This window comes from Streptomyces sp. NPDC047981, from assembly GCF_040653315.1.
Taxonomy (GTDB): Bacteria; Actinomycetota; Actinomycetes; order Streptomycetales; family Streptomycetaceae; genus Streptomyces.
The window spans coordinates 20,888-41,412 of record NZ_JBEZNQ010000047.1 but is presented as its reverse complement, the minus strand read 5'-3'; the positions used below and the strand labels follow the sequence as shown (position 1 = coordinate 41,412).

The following is a 20,525-nucleotide window of genomic DNA, read 5'->3' as shown; positions in this document are numbered from 1 at the left end:
ACCACCCCTCTGTCGTTCCGTACGGTACGGGCTGGAACGACAGAGGGGGATGGGAAGAACGATGGCGGCAGGACTGAGACTCGGACCATTGCTGCGGTACGTCGACGGGGTCACGGGCGACTCCGCGACGATCTGGGTCGAGACCGACCGCCCGTGCACGGCGGAGGTCCGCACCACCTCGGCCGCCGCCTCAGACGCCACCTCGGCCGCCGCCCCAGGCGCCACCTCCGGGGAAGGCCACGGCTCCGGCCTCGGATCCGGCGGCAGCGGCCCGGCCGGAGGCTCCACCCGCACCTTCCAGATAGCGGGCCACCACTACGCCCTGATACCGGTGACGGGTCTGACGCCCGGCACCACGACCGAGTACGAGGTACGGCTCGACGGCCGCACGGTCTGGCCGCCGGCGGACTCCCGTTTCCCCCCGAGCACCATCCGCACCCCGGACCCCTCAGAGGTCAAGGTGGCGTTCGGCTCGTGCCGCTGGGCGGCAAAACCGGCCAAAGGCCGGGACCCGGTCGGCCCGGACGCCCTCGACACGCTGGCGACCCAGCTGGCTGCCGACCCGACGGCGGCCGAACGCCCGGACCTGCTGGTGCTGTTGGGCGACCAGGTGTACGCGGACGAGACCTCGGCCGACACCCGACGCTGGCTCGCCGCCCGCCGCGACCCGCGCGATCCGCCGGGTTCGGAGGTCGGGGAGTACGAGGAGTACACCCGGCTGTACGACGAGTCCTGGGGCGACCCCGAGGTCCGCTGGCTGCTCTCCACCGTGCCCAGCTGCATGATCTTCGACGACCACGACGTCATCGACGACTGGAACACCAGCGCCGCGTGGCTCGCCCGGATGCGGGCCACGCACTGGTGGAGCGAGCGGGTGCTGAGCGGGCTGATGTCGTACTGGGTGTACCAGCACCTGGGCAACCTCTCCCCCGCCGAACTGGCCGCCGACCCGCTGTACGCGGAGATCCGCTCCGTACCGGACGGCACGGACCGGCTACGGCGGTTCGCGGCGGAGGCGGACGCCGATCCGGCCTGTGTGCGCTGGAGCTACCGCAGGGACCTCGGCCGGACCCGGCTGCTGATGATCGACACCCGGGCGGCCCGCCTCCTCACGGAGGGCGCGCGGGCGATGCTGGACCCGGACGAGGCGGCCTGGTTGCGCGAGCAGGCGCTCGCGGACCGGGGCTCGTACGACCACCTGCTCGTCGGCACCTCGCTGCCCTGGCTGATGCCGCCCCTGATCCACGACGCGGAGGTCTGGAACGCGGCCCTGTGCCGGGGCGGGCGCGGCGGCCCCGAGAGCCGGTGGGCGCGGTTCGCGGAGGATCTGCGGCAGCGGGCGGACCTGGAGCACTGGGCGGCGTTCCCTTCGTCGTTCGAGGCCCTGACCCGGCTGCTCGCGGAGGCGGGCAGCGGCCCGGACGCACCGGCGACGGTGTGCGTCCTGTCCGGGGACGTGCATCACGCGTACGTCGCGGAGCCGGATTGGGCGGACGGGGCCGGCGCGATGCACCCCGAGGCACGGGTGGTGCAACTGACGTGCTCGCCGCTGCACAACGCGATCCCGCGCTCCGTGCGCCTGGGCTTCCGCTTCGGCTGGAGCCGGGCGGGCCGCGCCCTGGGGCGCGCGCTGGCCCGGCACGGCAGGGCGGGCCGCCCCCTGATCAGCTGGCGCCGGACCGGGGGGCCGTGGTTCGGCAACCAACTCATGACGCTGACCCTGCGCTCCCGTTCGGCCCGGCTGTCCCTCGCCCAGGCACGCGGGAACGGACGTCTGACGACGGTCGACGAGCGGAGTCTCGACGGGAGTTGAGCGGGCGGGCGGGCGACGGCGTGACCATGGCCACAGTTCACCCTACAAGTGAATGTTGAAGTTGCAAGTACAACTGAGGGGTGCCTAACCTGTCGACCTCATCGGTTCCGTCCCCCCGCGTCCCGTCCCCGGGACCGACTAGGCCGAAGGAGTCCCCCCATGAGTCCCCGCAATCCCCTGAGCGATCGCCTGAATCAGGCGCAGCCGTACGCGCTCGGCCTGTTCCGCGCCGTCATAGGCCTGCTCTTCGCCTGCCACGGCGCCGCCTCGCTCTTCGGCGTCCTCGGTGACGGGCCCACCGCCACGGCGGGCACCTGGCCGGGCTGGTACGCGGCGGTGATCCAGCTGGTCGCCGGCGTCCTGGTGCTGGTCGGCCTGGGCACCCGTTCCGCGGCCTTCGTCGCCTCCGGCTCCATGGCGTACGCGTACTTCGTGGTCCACCAGCCCGAGGGCCTCTTCCCGCTCGAGAACAGCGGCGAGGGCTCGGCCCTCTTCTGCTGGGCGTTCCTGCTGCTGGTCTTCACCGGCCCGGGCGCCCTCTCGCTCGACCGCGCCTTCGGCGGCGCCCGCGAGGAGCGGCGCGAGCCGGCGGTGGCGTAACCGTGCGGCGGCCGTGCGCCCTCCACACACGGAGGACGCACGGCACCTAGGGCTCCGCCTGCGGAGTACACACGACACCGGCCCACGGAAGTCCGTACGCAATACGGCATCCGCCCGCCCACGAAAGGCCGTACGCGATCCGTACATGGGCGGATTTCCGGCCCCTGCCGGTATCCGCCGCCCTCCGCCGCGTACGCTCTAGCGCTGTGAACGTGCTCGACAGCATCGGGTCACTGCGGTCGCTGACCGCGGGCCCCTGGATCTACGCGGCGGTGGCCACGTCGGTACTGCTCGACGTCTTCCTGCCGGTGCTGCCGAGCGGGGTCCTGGTGATCACGGCCGCGACGGCGGCGGCGACCGCCACCGCGGCCTCCCCGGACGTGCCGTCCGTCGTCCCGCTCCTCCTCGTCGCGGCCACGGCCTCGGTGCTCGGCGACTTCGTCGCGTACCGGCTGGCGTGGCGCGGCGGGGCCCGCCTCGACCGGGCGATCTCCCGCTCCCGCAGGCTGACGCGCGCGCAGGAACGTCTCGGCACCGCCCTGGCGCGGGGCGGCGGCCTGTTGGTGGTGATCGCGCGGTTCGCTCCGGCGGGCCGTTCGGTGGTGTCCCTGGGCGCGGGCGCGGCGAAGCGCCGGATCGTGGACTTCCTGCCGTGGTCGGCCCTCGCGGGCGTGGCCTGGGCGAGCTACAGCGTGGCGCTCGGCTGGTTCGGCGGGCTGTGGCTGGGCGCGACCTGGGTGGGCGTGGGCGTGTCCGTCCTCGCCCTGTTCCTCGCGGGGGCGTTGGCGGCCTACGTCATACGGCGTCCGGCTGCGGCTCCCGCACCGGCTCCGGCTTCTTGAGCCCGCGCACTTCGAGTCCGTCGAGGAGCCGGGCGGTCGCCGCGGCGATCTCGTCGACGGCCTGATCGAACACCTCGCGGTTGTGCGCGGCGGGCCGATGGAAGCCGGAGACCTTGCGGACGTACTGCAGGGCGGCGGCGTGGATGTCGTCCTCGGTCGCCTCTTCGGGGAGGGCCGGAGGCCGGAGGGTCTTGATGCTGCGGCACATGCTTCCAGTGTCGCGCACCCCACTGACAGCGGCCGGTCGCACGCTTCCAGGCCCTGGCGGCCCGGCGCCCCGGCGGCCCGGCCCACGAACTCAACCCTCCCGGGACCTACGAACTGAGCCCTCCCGGGGGGCCTACGAACTCAGCCCGCGCCGACTCCTGGCATTGATCTCGGCGGCACGCGCCCGAAGCTCACGCATGGGGGTGGCGAGCTGGACGTCCCGGGGGTCGGCCTCCCACGCGCAGCCGCCGCTGACGGGCCGGATGAGATAGCGGCCGGCGACGCTGTCGACGTAGAAGCCGACAAGCCCGGTGGCCGTGTCACGTACGAGGTCGCCGACCTCGGGCATGGGCTGCACGAACCCCTCCGTCCCGGGGACTCAGGATCTCCAGTTTCCGGATTCCAGATCTCTAGAGATACACCCAGAGAAGCCGGAAGGCTCCCCCCTGTCAACGTATCTCTAGAGATGTCCCCCGTTGGATGGATCGCGCGCACAGGTCGGCGCAGACGCGTGCGGCACCTCGCCTGAGTGCGCCGTAGGGTGTCCCGCAGACGAAGGGAGTGGTCCACCCATGACTGACCAGGACAGCGGTCGTCGGCCCAAGTACCAGCGCATCGCCGACGAGTTGAGAACCGCCATCCAGTCAGGCGCCTTCGCCCCCGGCGACCGGCTCCCCGGTGAGAACGATCTGATGACGACGTACGAGGTGGCACGGATGACGGCCCGGCAGGCGCTCTCGGTCCTGCGCAACGAGGGCCTGGCGGAGGCCCGCAAGGGCGCCGGGGTCTTCGTCCGCACGTTCCGCCCCCTGCGCCGGCGAGGCATCCCGCGGCTCGCGCAGGACCACTGGGGCACGGGCCGCTCAGTCTGGTCGGCGGACATCGAGGACCGCGCCCTGGTCGTGGACCAGATCGCCGTCGGCGCGGCGACGGCGGACGCGCGCGTCGCGGGAGCGCTGGGCCTGCCGGCCGGCGCGCCGGTGTGCGTGCGCAGCCGCCGCTTCGTCCTGGACGACAAGCCGGTCCTGCTCTCGGTCTCGTACCTCCCGGCCGCACTCGCCCAGGACACCCCGATCGCGACCCCGGACACGGGCCCGGGCGGCACGTACGCCCGCCTGGCCGAACTCGGCCACCAGCCGGTCCACTTCCGCGAGGAGATCCGCTGCCGCATGCCGACGGCGGACGAATCGGCGCGTCTGGGCCTTGAGTTCGGGACGCCGGTGATCCTGATCGCCCGAACGGCGTTCACGGAAAGGGGGGCAGCGGTGGAACTGAACGAGATGACGCTGGACTCGGCGTCCTACGTACTGGAGTACGACTTCGACGCCTAGTTCTGACCGGCCGCCCGAGCCCCGGGCACTCCGCCGCCCTGCTGCACATCGGCGTTGACCTGCCCGCCGAGGGTCATGACGTTGAGGGTCGCGGAGTTCTCACTGGCGATGGCCTTCTCGACGCGGGCGACAAGAAGGGTGAAGCAATCCCGCTCGTTCAGCCCCTGGTACGGCCCGACGCGGGCGGCGAAGTACACGCGCTCGTGCCCGAGGAGCTGTTCGGTGGAGCGGTAGTTCTTCCACTGCTCGCGGTACCGGTACACGCTCTCCAACGACACGGAGGCGACGACGACGAGGCTCAGCACGGTGGCGGTGACCTTGGCGAACCCGAGATCGAGATTGACGAGCACGGGCACGAGCGCACCACCGACGACGGCGAGGGTACGCATGCGCAGATGCATGGCCTTCATCTTGGTGGCCTTGAGGTCGTACCACTCCTGATACTGCGTCAATCTGCTGTCGACATATCGCTGTGGCGTCATCACGCCACCGTCGACCTCGGCATCAGGCGCATCCCCCACGTCAACCATGCCCGGAGTACACCGTCACGCACCCCACCCAGTCAACCGCCGGCTGCCGCCGGCAGCCGCCTACCATCCCTGCATGCGCGAGTTCTTCATCTCCGACGGACGGAACCTGTCCTATCTGGACTTCGGCGGCCCGGGCAGGCCACTGCTGGCCCTGCACGGCCACTACAACGAGGCGTCCGCGTTCGAGCCCCTGGCCGAGGCGTTGGCGCCGCGCTGGAGGGTGATAGCACTCGACCAACGCGGGCACGGCGAGTCGGACCGCGCCGAGAGCTACGAGCGGGACGACTACGTGGCCGACGTCGCGGCCTTCCACGACCACCTGGACATCGGCCCGGTACCGGTCCTGGGCCACTCACTGGGCGGGGTCAACGCATACCAGTACGCCGCCCGGCGGCCGGATCGGGTCAGCGCACTGATCGTCGAGGACATCGGCGCGGTGGTGGACTGCGACTGGTCCTTCACCCTCGGCCTACCGCACCGCGCCCCGTCGCACGAGGCACTGATGACGGCCCTGGGCCCGGCGGCCCCCTACCTCGCATGCGCCTTCCGCCGGTCGGAGACAGGCTGGGGCTTCTCCTTCGACGTAGAAGACACGGTGAGGTCCCAGAAGGCCCTGTGCGGCGACCACTGGCAGGACTGGACGTCGCTGACCTGCCCCACGCTCCTGATCCGCGGAACGCGCAGCGACGAACTGGACGCCGCCCACGCCAGAGAAATGATCACCCGCCACAAGGGCGGAGCCCACCTGGTGGAACTGGGCGCCGGCCACGTGGTCCACCACGACGCCCCACCCCAATTCGCCGCGACGGTGGCAGACTTCCTCTCACCCACGCACTGACCAGCGGCCCGTCACCACCCGATCTGCGGCTCGCCCAGAACCTCGCCCCCGATACACGCGGCAAGCTTCTGGGCCCGAGCCAGGTCACCGAACTTGCCGACATGGACGAAGACGGTGTGCTGCTCGGTCCAGTCGTCCCACTGAGCATCGTCTCCATGGAACACGACCTGAACCCCGTCGTACTTGGCCGACGGATACTGCTCCGACTCGGGCTCGTCGGGCCACAATCCATGCCAGGCGATGGCGCCCATACCCTCACCGAGCGCCGCCACGAACCGATCCTCCACGCTTCCCGTAGGAGCGTCCTCCAGCAGGTACATCGGCAGGTGCGACTCCAACGTCGCGTCATCCGCCGCTGCGACATCAAGGTCGAACCAGAGGTACTCCCCGGCCGCGCCCCTGCGCATCTCCTCGTAGTCGTAGCGAGCCTCGGGCAAAACGGTCGCCATCCGCCGCAGATCATCGACGACCCGCACCTCCGCGAAGAGCCCGACTTCGCCATCACACCGCGCCATCAGCCCACGGAGCCGCTTGGCCTGCGCATAGGCAGTCGCCGCATCGACGCTCTGAAAAACGGCATACGCCACAGAATTCCCCACCCCCAAACCCTCACACGCCGACCCAGGCCCTGGCCACCACGTTTCCGCACACGGCACCCCACCCCCGGGCCACCCGACGTCGCCGCCGAACGAAGCGGCTGATACCGCCTCCAAGGTGATGTGGAACTGGGACGGCCCCATGCTCGCGCCGCGCCCCACGATCGCATTCAGAACAAGGAACGTTGCGATGACAACCGCTGCTATCGGATTCCACTTCCGAACCCGTCCGGGCAGGCCACGGCAACCGAAAGGAGCGCGTGCAACCGCATCAAAAGGGGGATCGCCTGTGCAGATCAGGCCGCACACGCCAAGACGTGGGCGTGCACATGCCCCAGCCCGTGGTGATACTGGGCGCGGACGAAGGCCCGCGCCACGATCGGTTCGGCGCGGCGGTCACCCACCCACCCGATTCCGCAAAGTCCAGGCGGTGTCATAGTCCACGTGATCGCGGTACGCCATCACCAATGCCCGGACCGCCTCGCGATGGGCATCGCGTACGGGGCCGACCGTGGCCTGTTCGTACAGGTCAAGCACCATGCGCCGGGCTTCGACGTTCGCCACGACGGACATCGGCCCCCAGGTGGCGATCTGATCGGCAACGTCCCGCAGTGGACAGGCGACAACCAGCTCGCCGTGATCATCGACGACTCTCTGACTACGGGCCGGCCAGTGCCGCCAGTCCGTGACCCCCGCGGCTCCGGCAGTGTCCTCCTCCTCATCGAGGCGAGCGTGGAGGAAGGCGACCATCGGTTCGTGGTCGCCTTCCTCAGGATCTACCGAGAACCTGCGCGGACCGAGAGCCGGGTCGTCGTCGGGACAGTAGGTGAGCCAGCCGTTCTCACCGCGAACAAGGATGCCACCGCCGGGCGGCACGAAGGTCGCGCACAACTCAGCTGCGCACAGAGCACCGTACTTGTTGCTAGCCATGGCTCACCTTATGCAAAGTCCCCCGCCGCGATCGGCACGGGGCCTTCGCGCTGGCGGTCGCCGACGGTTTGGAACCGCCGACATCCGGTGCGCCGACTCCCCTCTGAGACCGTCGCCAGGATGGCACGCGCACTGCGAAGTCGTCCGTTGCTGCGCGTCCGCACCATCACTGGGGTGGCGAACTGTCGCTGGCGGCTAGGATCTTGCGTCGAGCCGAAAATGCTTAACAGCAAGGGGAGTTGGGGGAGCCTTGGAGGCAGCGCGAGTCTTCTTGGGGCTGGCAGCACCGTTAGTCGTGTCCTGGGAGCGCAAGTGGTTCACAACGCGGCCTGGAGCAGCCGTTGCGTTCACACTCGCCTACGGCGGCTACGTCGTCGGTCCCTATCTCGACGGAGTGAAGTCCTGGAGTGCCTTGATCTCGGCAGCGCTCCTGGCGCTGGGATTCACCCTGCTTCTCCGGTCGACATCCACGCCATCCCTTGGCTTCTCCATCACAACGTCACTGATCTCAGGGACGACAAGCACCACCAAACGAATTGGCGCCGCAGCCGTGACGGCCGGGGTGCTCTGGGGCGTATGGACCGCTTGGTCCACCGCCTCTCAGGTCGGCTCTGAGCTGCTGCGGAATGACACGGTCGCCGTGATGTTGTCGGCCATGCTCATCGCCGTCTTCGGTGGGGGTGCTCTGGTCAAGGCCGTGACCGACCCCGTGGTGGAGGAGGTCTACAGCCTGCCGGACGGCCCGAACAGAGAGTCGGCGTTGACTCTGATCCGAAGCGGTGGCAGAACCATCGGCCTCGTCGAACGCGGCCTGCTGTTCGCCTTTCTCGCCGCAGGTCAGCCTGAGGCCGCGGCCCTGGTACTGGCGGCAAAGGCGCTGGCGCGCGCTCCGGTGGACCACGTCAACCACGCGTCGAAGTACTTCCTCATCGGTACGCTGGCGAGCGTCATCGCAGCAATGGTCATGAGCGTGGCTGCACGCGCAGCAGTGGGGCTACCTGTCCTCTAGGAGGGTCTTTGGAGCTCAGGCAGCACCCTTTCGTTCGGGAACTGCTGGATCTGCACCTGCCACCGGCCGACTACGTAGTGGCCGGGAGCGGCCCCCTGCTCGCGCACGGCCTCAGGCAGGACGTGAGCGACCTTGATGTCGTGGCACGGGGAGACGCCTGGAAGATCGCGTTGCGGAACGCCGAAGCGAAGGTTCCACCCTCAGGTCACGGCTTGATGGTGGTGCTGTTCGAGGGCGACATCGAGATCTTCGACCGCTGGCTCCCCGGCGCGCGCGACACCGATGAGTTGATCGAATCCGCACAACTGGTGCAAGGGATTCCCTTCTGCCCCCTCTCTGAAGTCCTGGAGTGGAAGATGAGATCCAATCGAGAAAAGGACAAAAGGGATATCAAGCTCATCAACGATCACCTTGGGCGACAATCCCAGGCGTGCTGAATTGTTGATCACTGCCGCGCAGCCCGTGAGTCCGTCGGAGCAGGCGTTTCACCGCCACTCGATCGGTCGGCCGCTCTCCCCCACGACCCGCCCGGCTCCCACTCCTGCCGTCGGCCTCTACCGTCAAAGGCCCCCTACCAAGATTCGGTAGGGGGCCTTTGCACTGGTGGGCGCGGACGGTTTCGAACCGCCGACATCTGCTTTGTAAGAGCAGCGCTCTACCCCTGAGCTACGCACCCGTGGAGTGAGGCAACAGCGTACATGGCTCATGGGTGGGTCCCGCAAACCGGTTGTTCACGGGGGATAGCCCCACCATCGAGGGGGTGGGTCGCCGGATCGTGCGGGGTGGGGGCCGTGCGTAGGTTGGGAGGGTCGGGTTGTCGGGATGGGGGTTGGCGTGGGTGGTCGTCGGGGGTTTCGGGTGCGGGCTGCGGTCGGGGTCGGGGTGGTCGTGCTGGGGGTGGCCGGGTGCGGGGGTGCCGAGGTGGACGGGGCTCCCGTCGAGAAGAAGAGCTTCGCCTTCTCCGGGGACACGCTCGTCGTCGATTCCGACGACTCCGAGCTGGAGATCGAGCCCGCCGACATCAAGGACGTGCGGGTCAGCCGGCAGGTCGACGGGTGGGTGTTCATGGGCGACGGGCCCGACGCGACGTGGGGGCTCGAGGACGGGCGGCTCACGCTGCGGGTCGAGTGCGATGCCGTTGCCTCGGACTGTGAGTCCGTTCATCGGATCCAGGTGCCCCGGGGCGTCGCCGTCACCGTGGAGGACGACAACGGGCAGGTGACGGCCTCGGGGTTCGACACGGACCTGAAGGTACGGTCCGACAACGGCGCCGTCCTCGTCCGGGGCTCCTCCGGGGCCCTCGATCTGACCAGCGACAACGGCGAGGTCGTCGTCGAGGGCGGCACCACCTCGGGGCGGGTCGTCGCCCGGTCCGACAACGGGGCCGTGCGCATCGTGCTCGACTCCGTGCCCTCGAAGGTCGAGGCCTTCAGTGACAACGGGGAGGTCGATCTCGTGTTGCCCTCTTCCGCCGACTACGACGTCGACGGGCGCAGCGACAACGGGAGCGTCCGGGTCGACGTGCCCACCCGGAAGGGCAGCCCCCATGTCGTGACCGCGCGCAGCGACAACGGGGAAGTCGTCGTCCGCAGCGCGAACTGACGGGCTCGTGTGTTCGTCCTTACCTGGTGGGAGAATGAACCCGGACCGGGGCAGGGCGGACGACAGCGCGGGAGAGGGACGTGGCGGCGACTCACCGTAGGGGTACATCCACGAGCGCCGTGACCTCGGGGGCGGGCGGGGGCCGGGGAGCCGCGCCGCTTGCCCTCGTGCTCCCGCTGCTTGTGCTCGGGCTGCTGCCCGCCGCCTTCGCCAGCGGGGGCAACCGGCGCTGGTTCGGTGGGCGCGGGGAGAGTCAGCGGGCCGAGGCGCAGGCCGCCAAGGACGACGCCGCCGCCGCGTTCTACGAGCTGGACACCGCCCAGCGCGATCTGCGGATCTCGATCGAGACGATCACCGCCGTCGACGACTCCCCCGGCGCCCGCCGGGCCGTCGACGGCTTCGCCGCCCTCGGCCGGCGCATCGACGAGGTCAGCCACGCCTACATCACCGCCGTCGACGCCCACGACCTCGACCGTGACGAGCTCGACGCGGCCACCGCCAACCGCGCCCGTACGGAGCTGACCCGTGCCAAGGAGGAGCTCGTCCGGGTCAAGGGCGAGCTCGACCGGTTCGAGCAAGGACTGCGGCCCCTCCTCGACACGGCCGAGACCCAGCTCGCCCGGCTCGCCCCGGCCGTCGAGCGGGCGCGACAGGCGCTGCGGGCCGCGAGCACCGCGCTCGACACCGCCCGCGAGGCCGGGCTCCGGGCCGACGACCTCGCCACCAGGCTCGCCCGCCTCGGCCCCGAGCTGACCCGGCTCAACGAGGGCGCAGGCCGCCACGGCGTCGCCGAGACCCTCCAGCGCGCCGACCGCGTCCTGCGCGACGCCGAGGCCGTCCGCACCGAGGCCGAGCGGCTCCCCGAGCGGGCCGCCGAGACCGGCAAGCGCCTCGTCTCCCTCCGTACCCGCGCCGAGGCGCTCACCACTCGGGCCGGTGGCGTCGAACCCGTCCTCTCCGAGCTCCGCCGCCGTTTCTCCGCCGCCTGCTGGCAGGATCTGCAGCACGTGCCCGACCAGGCCGCCGAGACGGTCCGCAAGGCCGAGGAGAAGCTCACCGAGGCCGCCAAGGCCCGCGACGAGCAGCGGTGGCCGGACGCCACGAGCCTCCTCGCCACCGCCCGGGCCCTCCTGAACTCCACCGACGAGGCCGTCTCCGCCGCCGGCGACCGGCTTCGCCGTCTGAACGCCGTCGCCAAGGACCCGAAGGCCGAGATCGACCGCGCCCGGTTCGCCGTCCGCGACGCCCAGCGCCTCGCCATGGCGGGCCGGAACACCCCCGACCCCCGCCACGCGCGCCCCCTCGACGACGCCGTCGCACGGCTCGACCGGGCCGTGCACTCGCTGGAGGAAGGCCGCCACCCGGACTACTGGCACTTCCTCACCGAGCTGGAGGCCATCCGCGCCTCCGCCGCGCACGTCGTCGAGCAGATCCGCGAGGACCGGGGCGGTGGCCAGGGCGGCGGACACCGCTAACCTCGTTCCCATGCCTCGTTACGAGTACCGCTGCCGCTCCTGCGGAGACACCTTCGAGCTCAACCGGCCCATGGCCGAGTCCTCCGCCCCCGCGTCCTGCCCGGCCGGGCACGAGGACACCGTCAAGCTGCTGTCCGCCGTCGCCGTCGGGGGGACCGCCCAGCCGACGGCGAACGGTGGTGGGGGTGGCGGTGGCGGTGGGTGCTGCGGGGGTGGGTGCTGCGGATAGCGGCACCTCGCGACGGTAGGCGGGAGGGCGCCTCGCGGCGGTAGGCAGTCAGCTGCCCAGGTAGCGCAGGACCGCCAGGACCCGTCTGCTGTACCCCTCGCCCCGGCCCGTCAGCTCCAGCTTGTCGAAGATCGCGTTGATGTGTTTCTCCACCGCGCTCCGCGACACGTGCAGCCGGCCGGCGATCGCCGCGTTCGTGTGTCCCTGCGCCATCGCCGCGAGCACCTCGCCCTCCCGGGGCGTCAGCCGGGCGAGCGGATCGGTGTGCGAGGTGCGGACGAGCAGTCTGCGGACGACCTCCGGGTCGAACGCCGTCCGCCCCTCGCCGACCCGTTCCAGGGCGTCGAGGAACTCGTCCACCTGCGCCACCCGGTCCTTGAGTAGATAGCCGACCGCGCCCGACTCGCCCGTCAGCAGCTCGGTGGCGTACCGCCGCTCCACGTACTGCGACAGGACGAGCACCCCGACCCCCGGCAGCTCCCGCCGGATCTCCAGGGCCGCCCGCAGCCCCTCGTCGGTGTGCGTGGGCGGCATCCGGACGTCGGCGACGACCACGTCCGGCGGGTCCGAGCGGACCGCCGCGAGCAGTTCGGTCCCGGTGCCGACGGCCGCCGTCACCTCGTGGCCCTCCTCGGCCAGGAGCCGTACGAGCCCCTCCCGCAGCAGCGTGGAGTCCTCCGCCAGGATCACGCGCACGGCAGGACCGCCCGTACGACCGTCGGCCCGCCCGCCGGGCTGTCCACCGCGAACCGCCCGTCCAGCGCGGCCGCCCGGCTCGCGAGCCCGCTGAGACCGCTGCCGGACGGGTCCGCCCCGCCCGCCCCGTCGTCCGCCACTCGTACGCTCAACTCCTCGCCCTCCAGTGCTACTTGTACGTCGATCCTGGTCGCGCCCGCGTGCTTGACCACATTGGTGACGGCTTCCGAGACGAGGAAGTACGCGACCGTCCGCACCGCCCTGGGGAGCGGCCGCTCCACCGCGTAGCCGAGGGCCACCGGCAGCGGGCTCCGTTCGGCGACCGCCTCAAGGGCCGCCCGCAGACCGCCCTCGTCGAGGACGGCCGGGTGGACCCGCCAGGCCACCTCGCGCAGTTCGGCCAGCGCCCGGCGGCTCTCCTCGTGGGCCTGGAGCAGCAGCGCGTCGGCGGCCTCGGGGTCGCGGGCCCGGAGGCGGCGGGCCCGGCCGAGGAGCATGCCGAGCGCCACGAGCCGCTGCTGGACGCCGTCGTGGAGGTCGCGCTCGATCCGCCGCCGCTCGTCGTGGACGACGTCCATCACCTCGGCCCGGCTCGTCGCGAGCTGGGCGATCCTGGCCTCCAGCGCGTCGGCGGGGCTGGGGCCGAGGAAGTGACGGGCCAGTCTGTCCTCCAGGGCGACGACGCCCAGGGCGCCCTGGGCGGAGAGGAAGAGCAGGAAGAAGCCGCCGACACCGCTGACGGCGACGAGGAAGGGGTGCTCGATGTCGGTGACCAGCCAGCCGAGGAAGCCGAAGAAGCCGAGGAGGAGGCCGTAGGCGGCGCAGCCGAGGACGACACCGCCGAGGAGCCCGACGGGCCAGCGTGCCGCGAGGTGACGCAGGGCGGCGCCCTCCTGGTGGACCGGCGGGACGCGCACGTCGAGAAGGCGGCCGAGGCGGGCCCGCTCGACGCGGGTGAGGGTGTGCGCGGCGGCGGTGGCCGCGCGCAGTACGGCGCGCCTGCCTCGCGGCCAGGCGGACGTGGGCAGCAGGACGAGGCCGAAGAGGAGGCTGCCGAGCAGCTCGACGACGGCGGTCCCGGCGCCCGACGCGAGGCCGATCGCCCATCGGATCCACCGGCCGAGCCGCGGGGCGAGCCACCCCCACCGCGCCGCGACGCCCACGCCCATGCGCGTGCCCGTGCCCACACCGGTGCCCGTGCCCGCACCCACACCCGCACCCACGCCCGTGCCCGCGCCCACACCCATGCCCTTGCCCGCACCCGTGCCCGCGCCAATACCTATGCCCGGGCCCGCACCCATGCCCGCACCCGCACGCCGCCACCGTGACCGGTCGCCGCTCTCCGCGGTCGTCGGGCGGTCCGGTTCGTTCGTCATGAGCCGTCACGCTAGCCCGGCGACGGCGCCGTGCGCACTGCGGAAAACCGCACTCTGTCGTGCGGTCGCCTTCAGTCCGCCGGGCCTGCCCCGGTTCCTAGCGTGGAGTTCATGGACGACTGGATCAACAGCCTCATGGACACGCTCGGCGCGCCCGGCGCCGGGATCGCCGTCGCACTGGAGAACCTCTTCCCGCCCATCCCGAGCGAGGTCATCCTGCCTCTCGCCGGGTTCGCCGCAGCCGGCGGCCGGATGGGGCTGCTCGCCGCGCTGCTGTGGACCACGGCCGGCTCCGTCGTCGGCGCGCTCGCGCTCTACGGTGTCGGCGCGCTCCTCGGCCGCGAGCGGACCGTCGCGATCGCGGCCCGCCTGCCGCTGGTGAAGGTCTCCGACATCGAACGGACCGAGGCGTGGTTCGTCCGGCACGGTACGAAGGCCGTGTTCTTCGGCCGGATGGTGCCGATCTTCCGCAGCCTCATCTCGGTGCCGGCCGGCGTGGAACGCATGCCGCTGCCGACCTTCCTCGTGCTGACCGCCCTCGGCAGCGCGATCTGGAACACCACCTTCGTGCTCGCCGGTCACGCGCTCGGTGACAACTGGGACCAGGTCACCGGTTACGTGTCCGTCTACTCGAAGGTGGTGCTCGTCGTCGCGGCCGCCGCCGTCCTGGCCTTCGTGGCGACCCGGCTGCTCAGGTCTGGTCGGGGAGCGCGGCGGGGGAACCGTTGACGGTCTGTCCCGGCAGCGTGGCCGACGACGCCCGGTGTTCGGCGACCGCCGTACGGAAGCGGCGGAGGATCTCCTCACCGGCCGCCACGCCCCGCTCGGCGAGCACGTCGAGGTGCGGCGCCGTCCAGGACGTGTCGGCCAGCTCGCCGTGGCCCGGGCGCCAGGCCCGGTCGGCGGCGAGCAGCAGGTCCGCGTCGAGGAGCGAGTCACCGGCGGCCAGGACGAGGCCGGCGCCGCAGCGCCGGGCGACCTCGCGCATCGCCGCGCTCTTGGTGAGCGGCTTCGGCACCGCGTACACCTTGCGGCCCTGGAGCGAGACCGTCCAGCCGCGTTCGTCCGCCCACTCCTCGAACCGCTTCAGCCACTCCTGCGGCATCCGCTCGCGCTCGACCACGAGGTACGCGAAGAGATCCTCGGCCACCCGGTGCTTGCGCACCCAGGACAGGTCGGTGGTCGCGGTGAAGTACGCGCGGATCTCGGAGAGCGGCGCGCACTCCTCGGCGAGCCTGCGCACCACGGAGGCGTGCCAGTCGCGGTCGGCGACGCCGTCGACGAGGATGTGCCCGCCGTTGGCGCAGATCGCGTACGCCGGCCGGCGGCCGGGGAGTTGGATGCGCTGGTACTGCTTGCGGGTGCGGGTCGTCGTGGGGACGAAGACGGCCTCGCCGGCCAGCCGCTCCAGGAGGCCTGCCGCCTCCTCGGTCAGGTACGAGAGCGGCTTGGACTCGTGCACCTCGACGCTGAGCAGCCGGGGCGCCTGCGCGTCCGGCATGCCGAGCGCGAGCGCGGCCGAGGAGTAGATCAGCGTGCGGTCGAGGTCGCTCGCGACCATCACCGTGCTGTTCACCGACGTCACTGCGAGACCACCGTCTTTCCGTCGGCGCCCGTGGCGCCCCTTGTGAACTGTGGATGGATCAGACCCACGCAGGTGTACGGCAGGTCGTCGACCTCTTCGACGGGGACTCCGCGCTGCTCGGCGAGGAGGCGTACGTGGGCGAGGTCGGCGCCCGCGCCGCGCTTCGCGAGGATCTTCCAGGGCACGCGGCGCAGCAGGACCCGGGTGGTCTCGCCGACGCCGGGCTTGACCAGGTTGACGTCGTGGATGCCGTACTCCTCGCTGATCCGCTCGACGGCCGCCCAGCCCTCCCAGGTGGGCGTGCGGTCGGCGGCGAGGAGTTCCTTGACCGCGGTGTCGACGTCCTCGGCGACCTCGTCGTAGTGGGCGGCGACGGCGTCGAGGAAGGCGCCCGAGACATCGGCGCCGGCCAGCTCGCGGTAGAACTTTCCGCCGTGGAAGTCGTCCGGGCCGACGAGGTCGGCGCGCAGGACGGTCCGCGATATCAGGCCGGACACGGTCGAGTTGAGGCAGGCGGAGGGGATGAGGAAGTCCTCGCGGGTGCCGTAGGTGCGGACGCAGGAGCCCGGGTCGGCGAGGACCGCGATCTCGGGGTCGAAGCCGGGGAACGGGCGGAGCGCCTCGGCCAGTTCGCGGGTGATGGCGCCCTTGCCGGTCCAGCCGTCGACGAACACGACGTCGGCCGGGTCGTGGTGGGCGGCGAGCCAGCGCAGCGCGTTGGCGTCGATGCCGCGGCCGCGCACGATGGAGACGGCGTAGTGGGGCAGGTCGAGGCCGTGCCGGGCCTGGGCCCAACGGCGCATGAGGACGCCGACCGGGGTGCCGGCCCGGGCGAGGGAGACGAGCACGGGCGTGCCCTTCTTCTCCGCGAGGACGGTCTCGGTGACGGTGCCGACCGCGCGGGCTATCCGGGCGGCGGAGGTCTCCAGGGCGGCGTGGAACAGCTCCTGGTACTGGGGGCTCGGCTGGTACTCGACCGGCAGCGACTCGGCGTAGTGCGCGCCGCCGCTCTGGATCGCCTCCTCGCGCTCCTCGGTCGGGGCCTCGAGCTCGACGTCCGAGAGGTCCTGGAGCAGCCAGCCGACCTCCTCGGGGGCGTACGAGGAGAAGGCGGGGCCGCGGAGGGGCTCGGGCAGCATGGAGCTCCTTTCGGGAGCTTCGGAAGCTTCGGAAGTTTGCGGAGCCTGGGAAGCGTGAGAGGCGTGGGAGGCGGTGACCTCCGGGGTGCCCCTGACGGGGGCGGGCGCCGGTACGGGCGCCGGTACGTACGACGGGACCACCGCGAGCAGCACCTGCGGGATGTGGCCCGCGAGCTGGGCGAGCAGGCCGTCCGGGGCGTGCAGTTCCGGGGTGTCGGCGACCGAGTCGACGACGGCCACGACCGCGTCGAAGCCGGCGCCGGCCACGTTGTACGCGTACCGCTCGCCGGGGCCGTCCGCGGGCGTGTCGTGGGCGGGGAAGACGAGCCGGGTCCGTATCGCGTAGCCCGGGTCGTCGACGGCGAGGACGGGCGAGCGGGTGGTCGTGGAGTACGCGACGTCCCGTCCGGCGTCCTCCAGGGCGCCGGCGAGCCGCAGCGGCGCGTACATCAGCTCCTCGAAGCCGAGGACGAGCACCCGGCGGGCGCCGCCGAGGGCCGCGTCCAGCCTCGCGGCCATCGTCGGCAGGGCCTCGTCGAGGGCGGCTGCGTGGTCCGCGCGGAAGCCGTGGCGGCCGCCGTCCGGGACGCCGGCGGGCCAGCCGAGCTCGACCCGCGTGGGGGCCGTGGAGGCCGTGGAGGCCGCCCGGACGGGCGCGGGCCCGTGCCCTGCCCCGTCCCCTCCTGCCCCGGCCCCGGTCTCGTACGCGGTCTCGTGCGCGGCGACCAGTGCCTGGCCCTTCTCCAGGACGCCGTCCGGGAGCCGTACGGTGCCGGCCGCGCCGGTCACGAGGTCGACGCGGGCGCCGATCTCCTGGGCGAAGCCGGCCAGGCGGCCGAGGTCGGCGGCGGAGCGCATGTCGACGAGGGCGACGACCACGTACCGCTCGCGGGGGTAGCGCGCGTGCAGGTCGCGGATGGTGTTGAGGACCGTGTTGCCGGTGGAGAACTCGTCGTCGACGAGGACCAGCGTCCCCTCCCCCGCGAGCAGCTTCGGGTCCTCGGGGAGCAGGAGGTGGGAGGTGGCGTGCGAGTGGGACTCCTCGAAGCCGCCCGCGCTCGGCACGCCGTCGACGGGCCGCCGGGTGGAGTGCAGGTACGGGGCGTGGCCGAGGCCGTCCGCCACGGAGTGGCCGAGGCCGGTGGCCGTCTCCGCGTACCCGAGGACCACGGCCCGGGCCGCCTCCTCGTCGCCGAGCAGCTCGCGCACGCGCACACCGAGCGCGTGGCCGGAGCCGTGGACGACGCTCGGCCGCTGCGGCACGTGCTTGCCGAGCACGTTGGAGACCAGCAGATGTGCCCGCCTGGGGTTGCGGCGCAGCGCGAGGCCCAGCATGTCCGGGAGCCGCTCGTCGCCCTCCAGCTCGACGCCGAGCCGCTCGGCGACCCACGTTCCCGACCACATCACGTTCCGGACCACGTTCCGGTTCACCTTCCGTCAGCCGGCCAGGCCGGCGGTGAGCAGATCGACGAAGCCGACGTCCTCGTGGGCGACGCCGAAGACCTCGGCGCGCATGAGGGTCCGTTCGGCCCACGCGCGATGCGGCTTCACCTCGTTCATCTTGTTCGTGTACGCGGAGCGCATCACTCCGCCCCCGCCGCGTTCGGGGCACAGGATGTCCTGCGCGTCGCTCCACTCCTCGTGGCTGACCACGGAGAGTGCGTGCACCGGCACCACATGGGTGGGGTGGATGCAGGTCTTGCCGAGCAGGCCGTTGGCCCGGTCGAGTTCGATCTCGCGCAGCAGCCCGTCGAGGTCGTGTTCGATGAGCGCGGTGCGCAGGTCCTCGGCGCGGCCCTCCAGGAAGGGGCTGCGGCGCAGCTGGGGCTTGAACATCCGCTCGCCGAGCCGGAAGTACTCCCAGACGGGTCCGGTGATGGTGAAGCCGGTGCCGTCGGAGCGGCCGAGGACGTTGACGACGTCGGCGATGACATGCGCGACGAGCTGCACGTCGTAGGCCGTCATGTCGGGCGAGCGGCGCAGCCCGTACGCGGAGCAGAAGTCGGTGACGCCGAGGCGCAGCGCGAGGACCCGGTGCCGGTACTTGTCGACGGTGGCGGCAATGCCCGCGAGGGTGTCGGCGCGGGTCTCCAGGTGGAGCAGCTCGGGCGACTCCAGGACGGGCATGGCGAAGAGTCTTCTGCCGCTGGACCGCTCGGCGGTGGTGAGGGCCTCCAGGAAGGCCCGGCCGCGGGTCTCGGTGAACTTGGGCAGTACGAATCCGGACAGCAGACGGACGGTGTCTCCGAGGCGCCTGACCAGGTCGGTGATCTGGTGGGGCTCACGGACCCGGATGAAGAGCAGGGGTGTGTCGGGACCGGTGCCGTCCGCCTCGGCGCGGGCGAGCTCGGCGAACTGGTGGACCAGGTTGCTCTCGGCGGCCTCCACGTCGGCGTCGGCGATGGAGTCCTCCAGGCAGAGCACCATGGAGACGACCCCGCGCGCGGCCTGTTTGCGCACGTCGTCGGCGAGGCGCGGGCGGGTCGCCGGGCTGTAGAGGGTGGCTCCCAGGGCCACGGCGAGCGTGCCGGCGGGAGAGTCCGCCGTGAACTCGGCGGGCTCCTGGTGGAAGAGTCCGGCCCGTGTGGAGGCCGGGATGTGCCCGAAATGACGCATATGAATCCCCCGACTGCTCCTGCGGGCCCTGACAACATGTGGCCGGTAATAGTACGTAGGTGCGGGTGTCCTTAGTTCCCCGCGTGTATGAAATCCAGGTAACTCGTCCGTATCCGTCACATGCCTCGCGCAGCCCGATCCGGCGCGACGCGCGGTTCCGTACGGCCCCCGCGTTGTCCGGCGGGCGGGCGGGAAGGCAGGATGACGGTCATGACGCACGCGATGCTGAAGGGCTCCAACGTCCCTCTCGACACCGCGGCCGTACGGGCCGTGCTCCGCTGGACCCCGGGCCCCGGGGTCCCCGACGTGGACGCCTCGGCGCTGCTGCTCGGCGCCGACGGGCGCGTGCGCTCCGACGAGGACTTCGTCTTCTACAACCAGCCGCGCCACCCTTCGGGCCTGGTGCGGCGGCTGCCGAAGAAGCGTGTGGCCGAGGGGCTCACGGACACGGTGGAGGCCGAGCTGGGCGGGCTCGACCCGTCGGTCGACCAGGTGGTGATCGCGGCCTCCTCGGACGGCGACACCTTCCGGCGCGTCTCCGACCTGCGGATCCTGCTCTACGACGCGACCGCAGCGGACCGCGAGCCGCTGGCCCTGTTCGACGTGAAGGCGGAGACGGGCGAGGAGACCGCCATCATCTGCGGCGAGCTGTACCGGCGCGGGGACGGCTGGAAGTTCCGCGCGGTCGGCCAGGGCTATCCGACCGGGCTCGTCGGCCTCGCCACCGACTTCGGGATCTCCGTCGACGAGGGCACGGAGGAGGCTTCCGGGGCCGGTACGGCGCCGGACTCCGGCTCCGCCCCCGCGCGGGGCCAGGACGCCCCTGCGCGGGGCCAGGATCCGGCCACGCCCGTGGACCTCGACGCGACGGTCGTCCAGGCTCCCGGGGCCGGCGCCGGGCCCGCGCCTGCCGCACCTCCCGTACCGGTGTCCGTGCCGCCGCAGCCGACCACTCCCCCGGTCTCCGGGCCGCCCGGCTACGGCTATCCGCAGCCGGTCTCGGGCGACCGCCCGGGTTACGGCTATCCGCAGCCGGCCGCTGCCGCCGCGCACGCCCCGGACCCGAACTTCCGGCTGCCGCCGATGGGCCCCCAGTTCCTCCGCCCCTGAC

22 protein-coding genes and 1 tRNA gene are annotated in these 20,525 nt (G+C 71.8%); 12 read left to right on the top strand and 11 right to left on the bottom strand.

All coding sequences use genetic code 11. The annotated features are described in order from the left end of the window. Positions 1-61: 61 nt before the first annotated feature. From AB0E14_RS25580 to AB0E14_RS25570, 3 genes are all read left to right on the top strand, one after another. The gene (locus AB0E14_RS25580) at positions 62-1,813 is read left to right on the top strand and encodes an alkaline phosphatase D family protein (RefSeq protein ID WP_362422480.1); all 1,752 of its coding nucleotides are present in this window, start codon (positions 62-64) and stop codon (positions 1,811-1,813) included. A 177-nt stretch (positions 1,814-1,990) separates the two neighbouring features. Next, positions 1,991-2,413 carry a DoxX family protein gene (locus AB0E14_RS25575; RefSeq protein WP_362422564.1) on the top strand — a complete coding sequence of 141 codons (423 nt, stop codon included), beginning with the start codon at positions 1,991-1,993 and terminating at the stop codon, positions 2,411-2,413. Between the two features lie 212 nt (positions 2,414-2,625). Beyond that, positions 2,626-3,255 (top strand): VTT domain-containing protein, encoded by a 630-nt coding sequence (locus AB0E14_RS25570; protein ID WP_362422561.1) that lies wholly within the window; start codon positions 2,626-2,628, stop codon positions 3,253-3,255. Here AB0E14_RS25570 and AB0E14_RS25565 read toward each other — a convergent pair. Beyond that, complete coding sequence (locus AB0E14_RS25565; RefSeq protein ID WP_362422477.1) at positions 3,209-3,463, bottom strand: DUF2277 domain-containing protein; 255 nt, start codon at positions 3,461-3,463, stop codon at positions 3,209-3,211. The two genes, AB0E14_RS25570 and AB0E14_RS25565, sit on opposite strands and share 47 nt — an antisense overlap. A 132-nt stretch (positions 3,464-3,595) precedes the next feature. Further along, the gene (locus AB0E14_RS25560) at positions 3,596-3,811 is read right to left on the bottom strand and encodes a hypothetical protein (protein ID WP_362422558.1); all 216 of its coding nucleotides are present in this window, start codon (positions 3,809-3,811) and stop codon (positions 3,596-3,598) included. Positions 3,812-4,034: 223 nt separating this feature from the next. Between AB0E14_RS25560 and AB0E14_RS25555 the strand changes: the two genes are divergently transcribed. Then, positions 4,035-4,793: a GntR family transcriptional regulator gene (locus tag AB0E14_RS25555; protein ID WP_362422474.1), complete on the top strand. Its 759-nt coding sequence runs from the start codon at positions 4,035-4,037 to the stop codon at positions 4,791-4,793. On the opposite strand, the gene AB0E14_RS25550 is transcribed toward AB0E14_RS25555, so the two are convergent. Beyond that, on the bottom strand, positions 4,790-5,275 hold the full coding sequence (locus tag AB0E14_RS25550; RefSeq protein WP_362422471.1) for a DUF4231 domain-containing protein: 486 nt from the start codon (positions 5,273-5,275) through the stop codon (positions 4,790-4,792). The two genes, AB0E14_RS25555 and AB0E14_RS25550, sit on opposite strands and share 4 nt — an antisense overlap. A gap of 121 nt (positions 5,276-5,396) precedes the next feature. Between AB0E14_RS25550 and AB0E14_RS25545 the strand changes: the two genes are divergently transcribed. Beyond that, a complete protein-coding gene (locus AB0E14_RS25545) occupies positions 5,397-6,161 on the top strand; it encodes an alpha/beta hydrolase (RefSeq protein WP_362422468.1) in 765 nt (254 codons plus the stop codon). Between the two features lie 11 nt (positions 6,162-6,172). Here AB0E14_RS25545 and AB0E14_RS25540 read toward each other — a convergent pair whose 3' ends face one another. Both AB0E14_RS25540 and AB0E14_RS25535 read right to left on the bottom strand, forming a co-directional pair. Next, positions 6,173-6,748, bottom strand: a complete 576-nt coding sequence (locus AB0E14_RS25540; RefSeq protein ID WP_362422466.1) for a hypothetical protein — start codon at positions 6,746-6,748, stop codon at positions 6,173-6,175. 405 nt (positions 6,749-7,153) lie between these two features. Continuing rightward, positions 7,154-7,687, bottom strand: a complete 534-nt coding sequence (locus tag AB0E14_RS25535; RefSeq protein ID WP_362422463.1) for a DUF6221 family protein — start codon at positions 7,685-7,687, stop codon at positions 7,154-7,156. Between the two features lie 295 nt (positions 7,688-7,982). Between AB0E14_RS25535 and AB0E14_RS25530 the strand changes: the two genes are divergently transcribed. Then, positions 7,983-8,696 (top strand): hypothetical protein, encoded by a 714-nt coding sequence (locus AB0E14_RS25530; protein WP_362422460.1) that lies wholly within the window; start codon positions 7,983-7,985, stop codon positions 8,694-8,696. Positions 8,697-8,704: 8 nt separating this feature from the next. Continuing rightward, entirely contained in the window at positions 8,705-9,133 is a 429-nt protein-coding gene (locus AB0E14_RS25525; protein ID WP_362422458.1) for a hypothetical protein, read from the top strand. Positions 9,134-9,297: 164 nt separating this feature from the next. Here the strand turns inward: AB0E14_RS25525 and AB0E14_RS25520 are convergent. After that, positions 9,298-9,372: transfer RNA gene (locus AB0E14_RS25520), tRNA-Val, on the bottom strand. A gap of 245 nt (positions 9,373-9,617) precedes the next feature. On the opposite strand from AB0E14_RS25520, the gene AB0E14_RS25515 reads away from it, so the two are divergent. The 3 genes from AB0E14_RS25515 to AB0E14_RS25505 all read left to right on the top strand — a co-directional run bounded on the left by AB0E14_RS25515 (position 9,618) and on the right by AB0E14_RS25505 (position 12,002). Beyond that, a complete protein-coding gene (locus tag AB0E14_RS25515) occupies positions 9,618-10,298 on the top strand; it encodes a DUF4097 family beta strand repeat-containing protein (protein WP_362422455.1) in 681 nt (226 codons plus the stop codon). Positions 10,299-10,417: 119 nt separating this feature from the next. Continuing rightward, complete coding sequence (locus AB0E14_RS25510) at positions 10,418-11,773, top strand: hypothetical protein (protein ID WP_362422452.1); 1,356 nt, start codon at positions 10,418-10,420, stop codon at positions 11,771-11,773. Between the two features lie 10 nt (positions 11,774-11,783). Further along, positions 11,784-12,002 (top strand): zinc ribbon domain-containing protein, encoded by a 219-nt coding sequence (locus tag AB0E14_RS25505; protein ID WP_362422449.1) that lies wholly within the window; start codon positions 11,784-11,786, stop codon positions 12,000-12,002. Positions 12,003-12,050: 48 nt separating this feature from the next. On the opposite strand, the gene AB0E14_RS25500 is transcribed toward AB0E14_RS25505, so the two are convergent. Together AB0E14_RS25500 and AB0E14_RS25495 are read right to left on the bottom strand one after the other, a co-directional pair. After that, the gene (locus tag AB0E14_RS25500; protein ID WP_362422446.1) at positions 12,051-12,698 is read right to left on the bottom strand and encodes a response regulator transcription factor; all 648 of its coding nucleotides are present in this window, start codon (positions 12,696-12,698) and stop codon (positions 12,051-12,053) included. Further along, positions 12,689-13,867 carry a sensor histidine kinase gene (locus AB0E14_RS25495; protein WP_362422555.1) on the bottom strand — a complete coding sequence of 393 codons (1,179 nt, stop codon included), beginning with the start codon at positions 13,865-13,867 and terminating at the stop codon, positions 12,689-12,691. Before AB0E14_RS25495 ends, AB0E14_RS25500 begins: the two co-directional genes overlap by 10 nt. 318 nt (positions 13,868-14,185) lie before the next feature. On the opposite strand from AB0E14_RS25495, the gene AB0E14_RS25490 reads away from it, so the two are divergent. Continuing rightward, positions 14,186-14,803: a DedA family protein gene (locus tag AB0E14_RS25490; RefSeq protein ID WP_362422443.1), complete on the top strand. Its 618-nt coding sequence runs from the start codon at positions 14,186-14,188 to the stop codon at positions 14,801-14,803. On the opposite strand, the gene AB0E14_RS25485 is transcribed toward AB0E14_RS25490, so the two are convergent. The 3 genes from AB0E14_RS25485 to AB0E14_RS25475 are packed head-to-tail and all read right to left on the bottom strand — an operon-like array spanning position 14,766 to position 19,414. Next, positions 14,766-15,635: an HAD family hydrolase gene (locus AB0E14_RS25485; protein WP_362422552.1), complete on the bottom strand. Its 870-nt coding sequence runs from the start codon at positions 15,633-15,635 to the stop codon at positions 14,766-14,768. The genes AB0E14_RS25490 and AB0E14_RS25485 overlap by 38 nt on opposite strands. Before the next feature lie 20 nt (positions 15,636-15,655). Further along, positions 15,656-18,202 (bottom strand): phosphoribosyltransferase, encoded by a 2,547-nt coding sequence (locus AB0E14_RS25480; RefSeq protein ID WP_362422549.1) that lies wholly within the window; start codon positions 18,200-18,202, stop codon positions 15,656-15,658. A gap of 33 nt (positions 18,203-18,235) precedes the next feature. Beyond that, a complete protein-coding gene (locus AB0E14_RS25475) occupies positions 18,236-19,414 on the bottom strand; it encodes an HpcH/HpaI aldolase/citrate lyase family protein (RefSeq protein WP_362422440.1) in 1,179 nt (392 codons plus the stop codon). Between the two features lie 201 nt (positions 19,415-19,615). Between AB0E14_RS25475 and AB0E14_RS25470 the strand changes: the two genes are divergently transcribed. After that, complete coding sequence (locus tag AB0E14_RS25470; RefSeq protein ID WP_362422438.1) at positions 19,616-20,524, top strand: TerD family protein; 909 nt, start codon at positions 19,616-19,618, stop codon at positions 20,522-20,524. Position 20,525 lies beyond the last annotated feature (1 nt).

Excerpts from the sequence above, each read along its gene's own strand:
- AB0E14_RS25550 (WP_362422471.1), bottom strand. The coding sequence starts at position 5,275 with ATGACGCCACAGCGATATGTCGACAGCAGATTGACGCAGTATCAGGAG.
- AB0E14_RS25470 (WP_362422438.1), top strand. The coding sequence starts at position 19,616 with ATGACGGTCATGACGCACGCGATGCTGAAGGGCTCCAACGTCCCTCTC.
- AB0E14_RS25505 (WP_362422449.1), top strand. The coding sequence starts at position 11,784 with ATGCCTCGTTACGAGTACCGCTGCCGCTCCTGCGGAGACACCTTCGAG.
- AB0E14_RS25545 (WP_362422468.1), top strand. The coding sequence starts at position 5,397 with ATGCGCGAGTTCTTCATCTCCGACGGACGGAACCTGTCCTATCTGGAC.
- AB0E14_RS25480 (WP_362422549.1), bottom strand. The coding sequence starts at position 18,202 with ATGTGGTCGGGAACGTGGGTCGCCGAGCGGCTCGGCGTCGAGCTGGAG.
- AB0E14_RS25580 (WP_362422480.1), top strand. The coding sequence starts at position 62 with ATGGCGGCAGGACTGAGACTCGGACCATTGCTGCGGTACGTCGACGGG.
- AB0E14_RS25560 (WP_362422558.1), bottom strand. The coding sequence starts at position 3,811 with ATGCCCGAGGTCGGCGACCTCGTACGTGACACGGCCACCGGGCTTGTC.
- AB0E14_RS25475 (WP_362422440.1), bottom strand. The coding sequence starts at position 19,414 with ATGCGTCATTTCGGGCACATCCCGGCCTCCACACGGGCCGGACTCTTC.
- AB0E14_RS25485 (WP_362422552.1), bottom strand. The coding sequence starts at position 15,635 with ATGGTCGCGAGCGACCTCGACCGCACGCTGATCTACTCCTCGGCCGCG.
- AB0E14_RS25490 (WP_362422443.1), top strand. The coding sequence starts at position 14,186 with ATGGACGACTGGATCAACAGCCTCATGGACACGCTCGGCGCGCCCGGC.
- AB0E14_RS25495 (WP_362422555.1), bottom strand. The coding sequence starts at position 13,867 with ATGGGCGTGGGCGTCGCGGCGCGGTGGGGGTGGCTCGCCCCGCGGCTC.
- AB0E14_RS25535 (WP_362422463.1), bottom strand. The coding sequence starts at position 7,687 with ATGGCTAGCAACAAGTACGGTGCTCTGTGCGCAGCTGAGTTGTGCGCG.
- AB0E14_RS25555 (WP_362422474.1), top strand. The coding sequence starts at position 4,035 with ATGACTGACCAGGACAGCGGTCGTCGGCCCAAGTACCAGCGCATCGCC.
- AB0E14_RS25565 (WP_362422477.1), bottom strand. The coding sequence starts at position 3,463 with ATGTGCCGCAGCATCAAGACCCTCCGGCCTCCGGCCCTCCCCGAAGAG.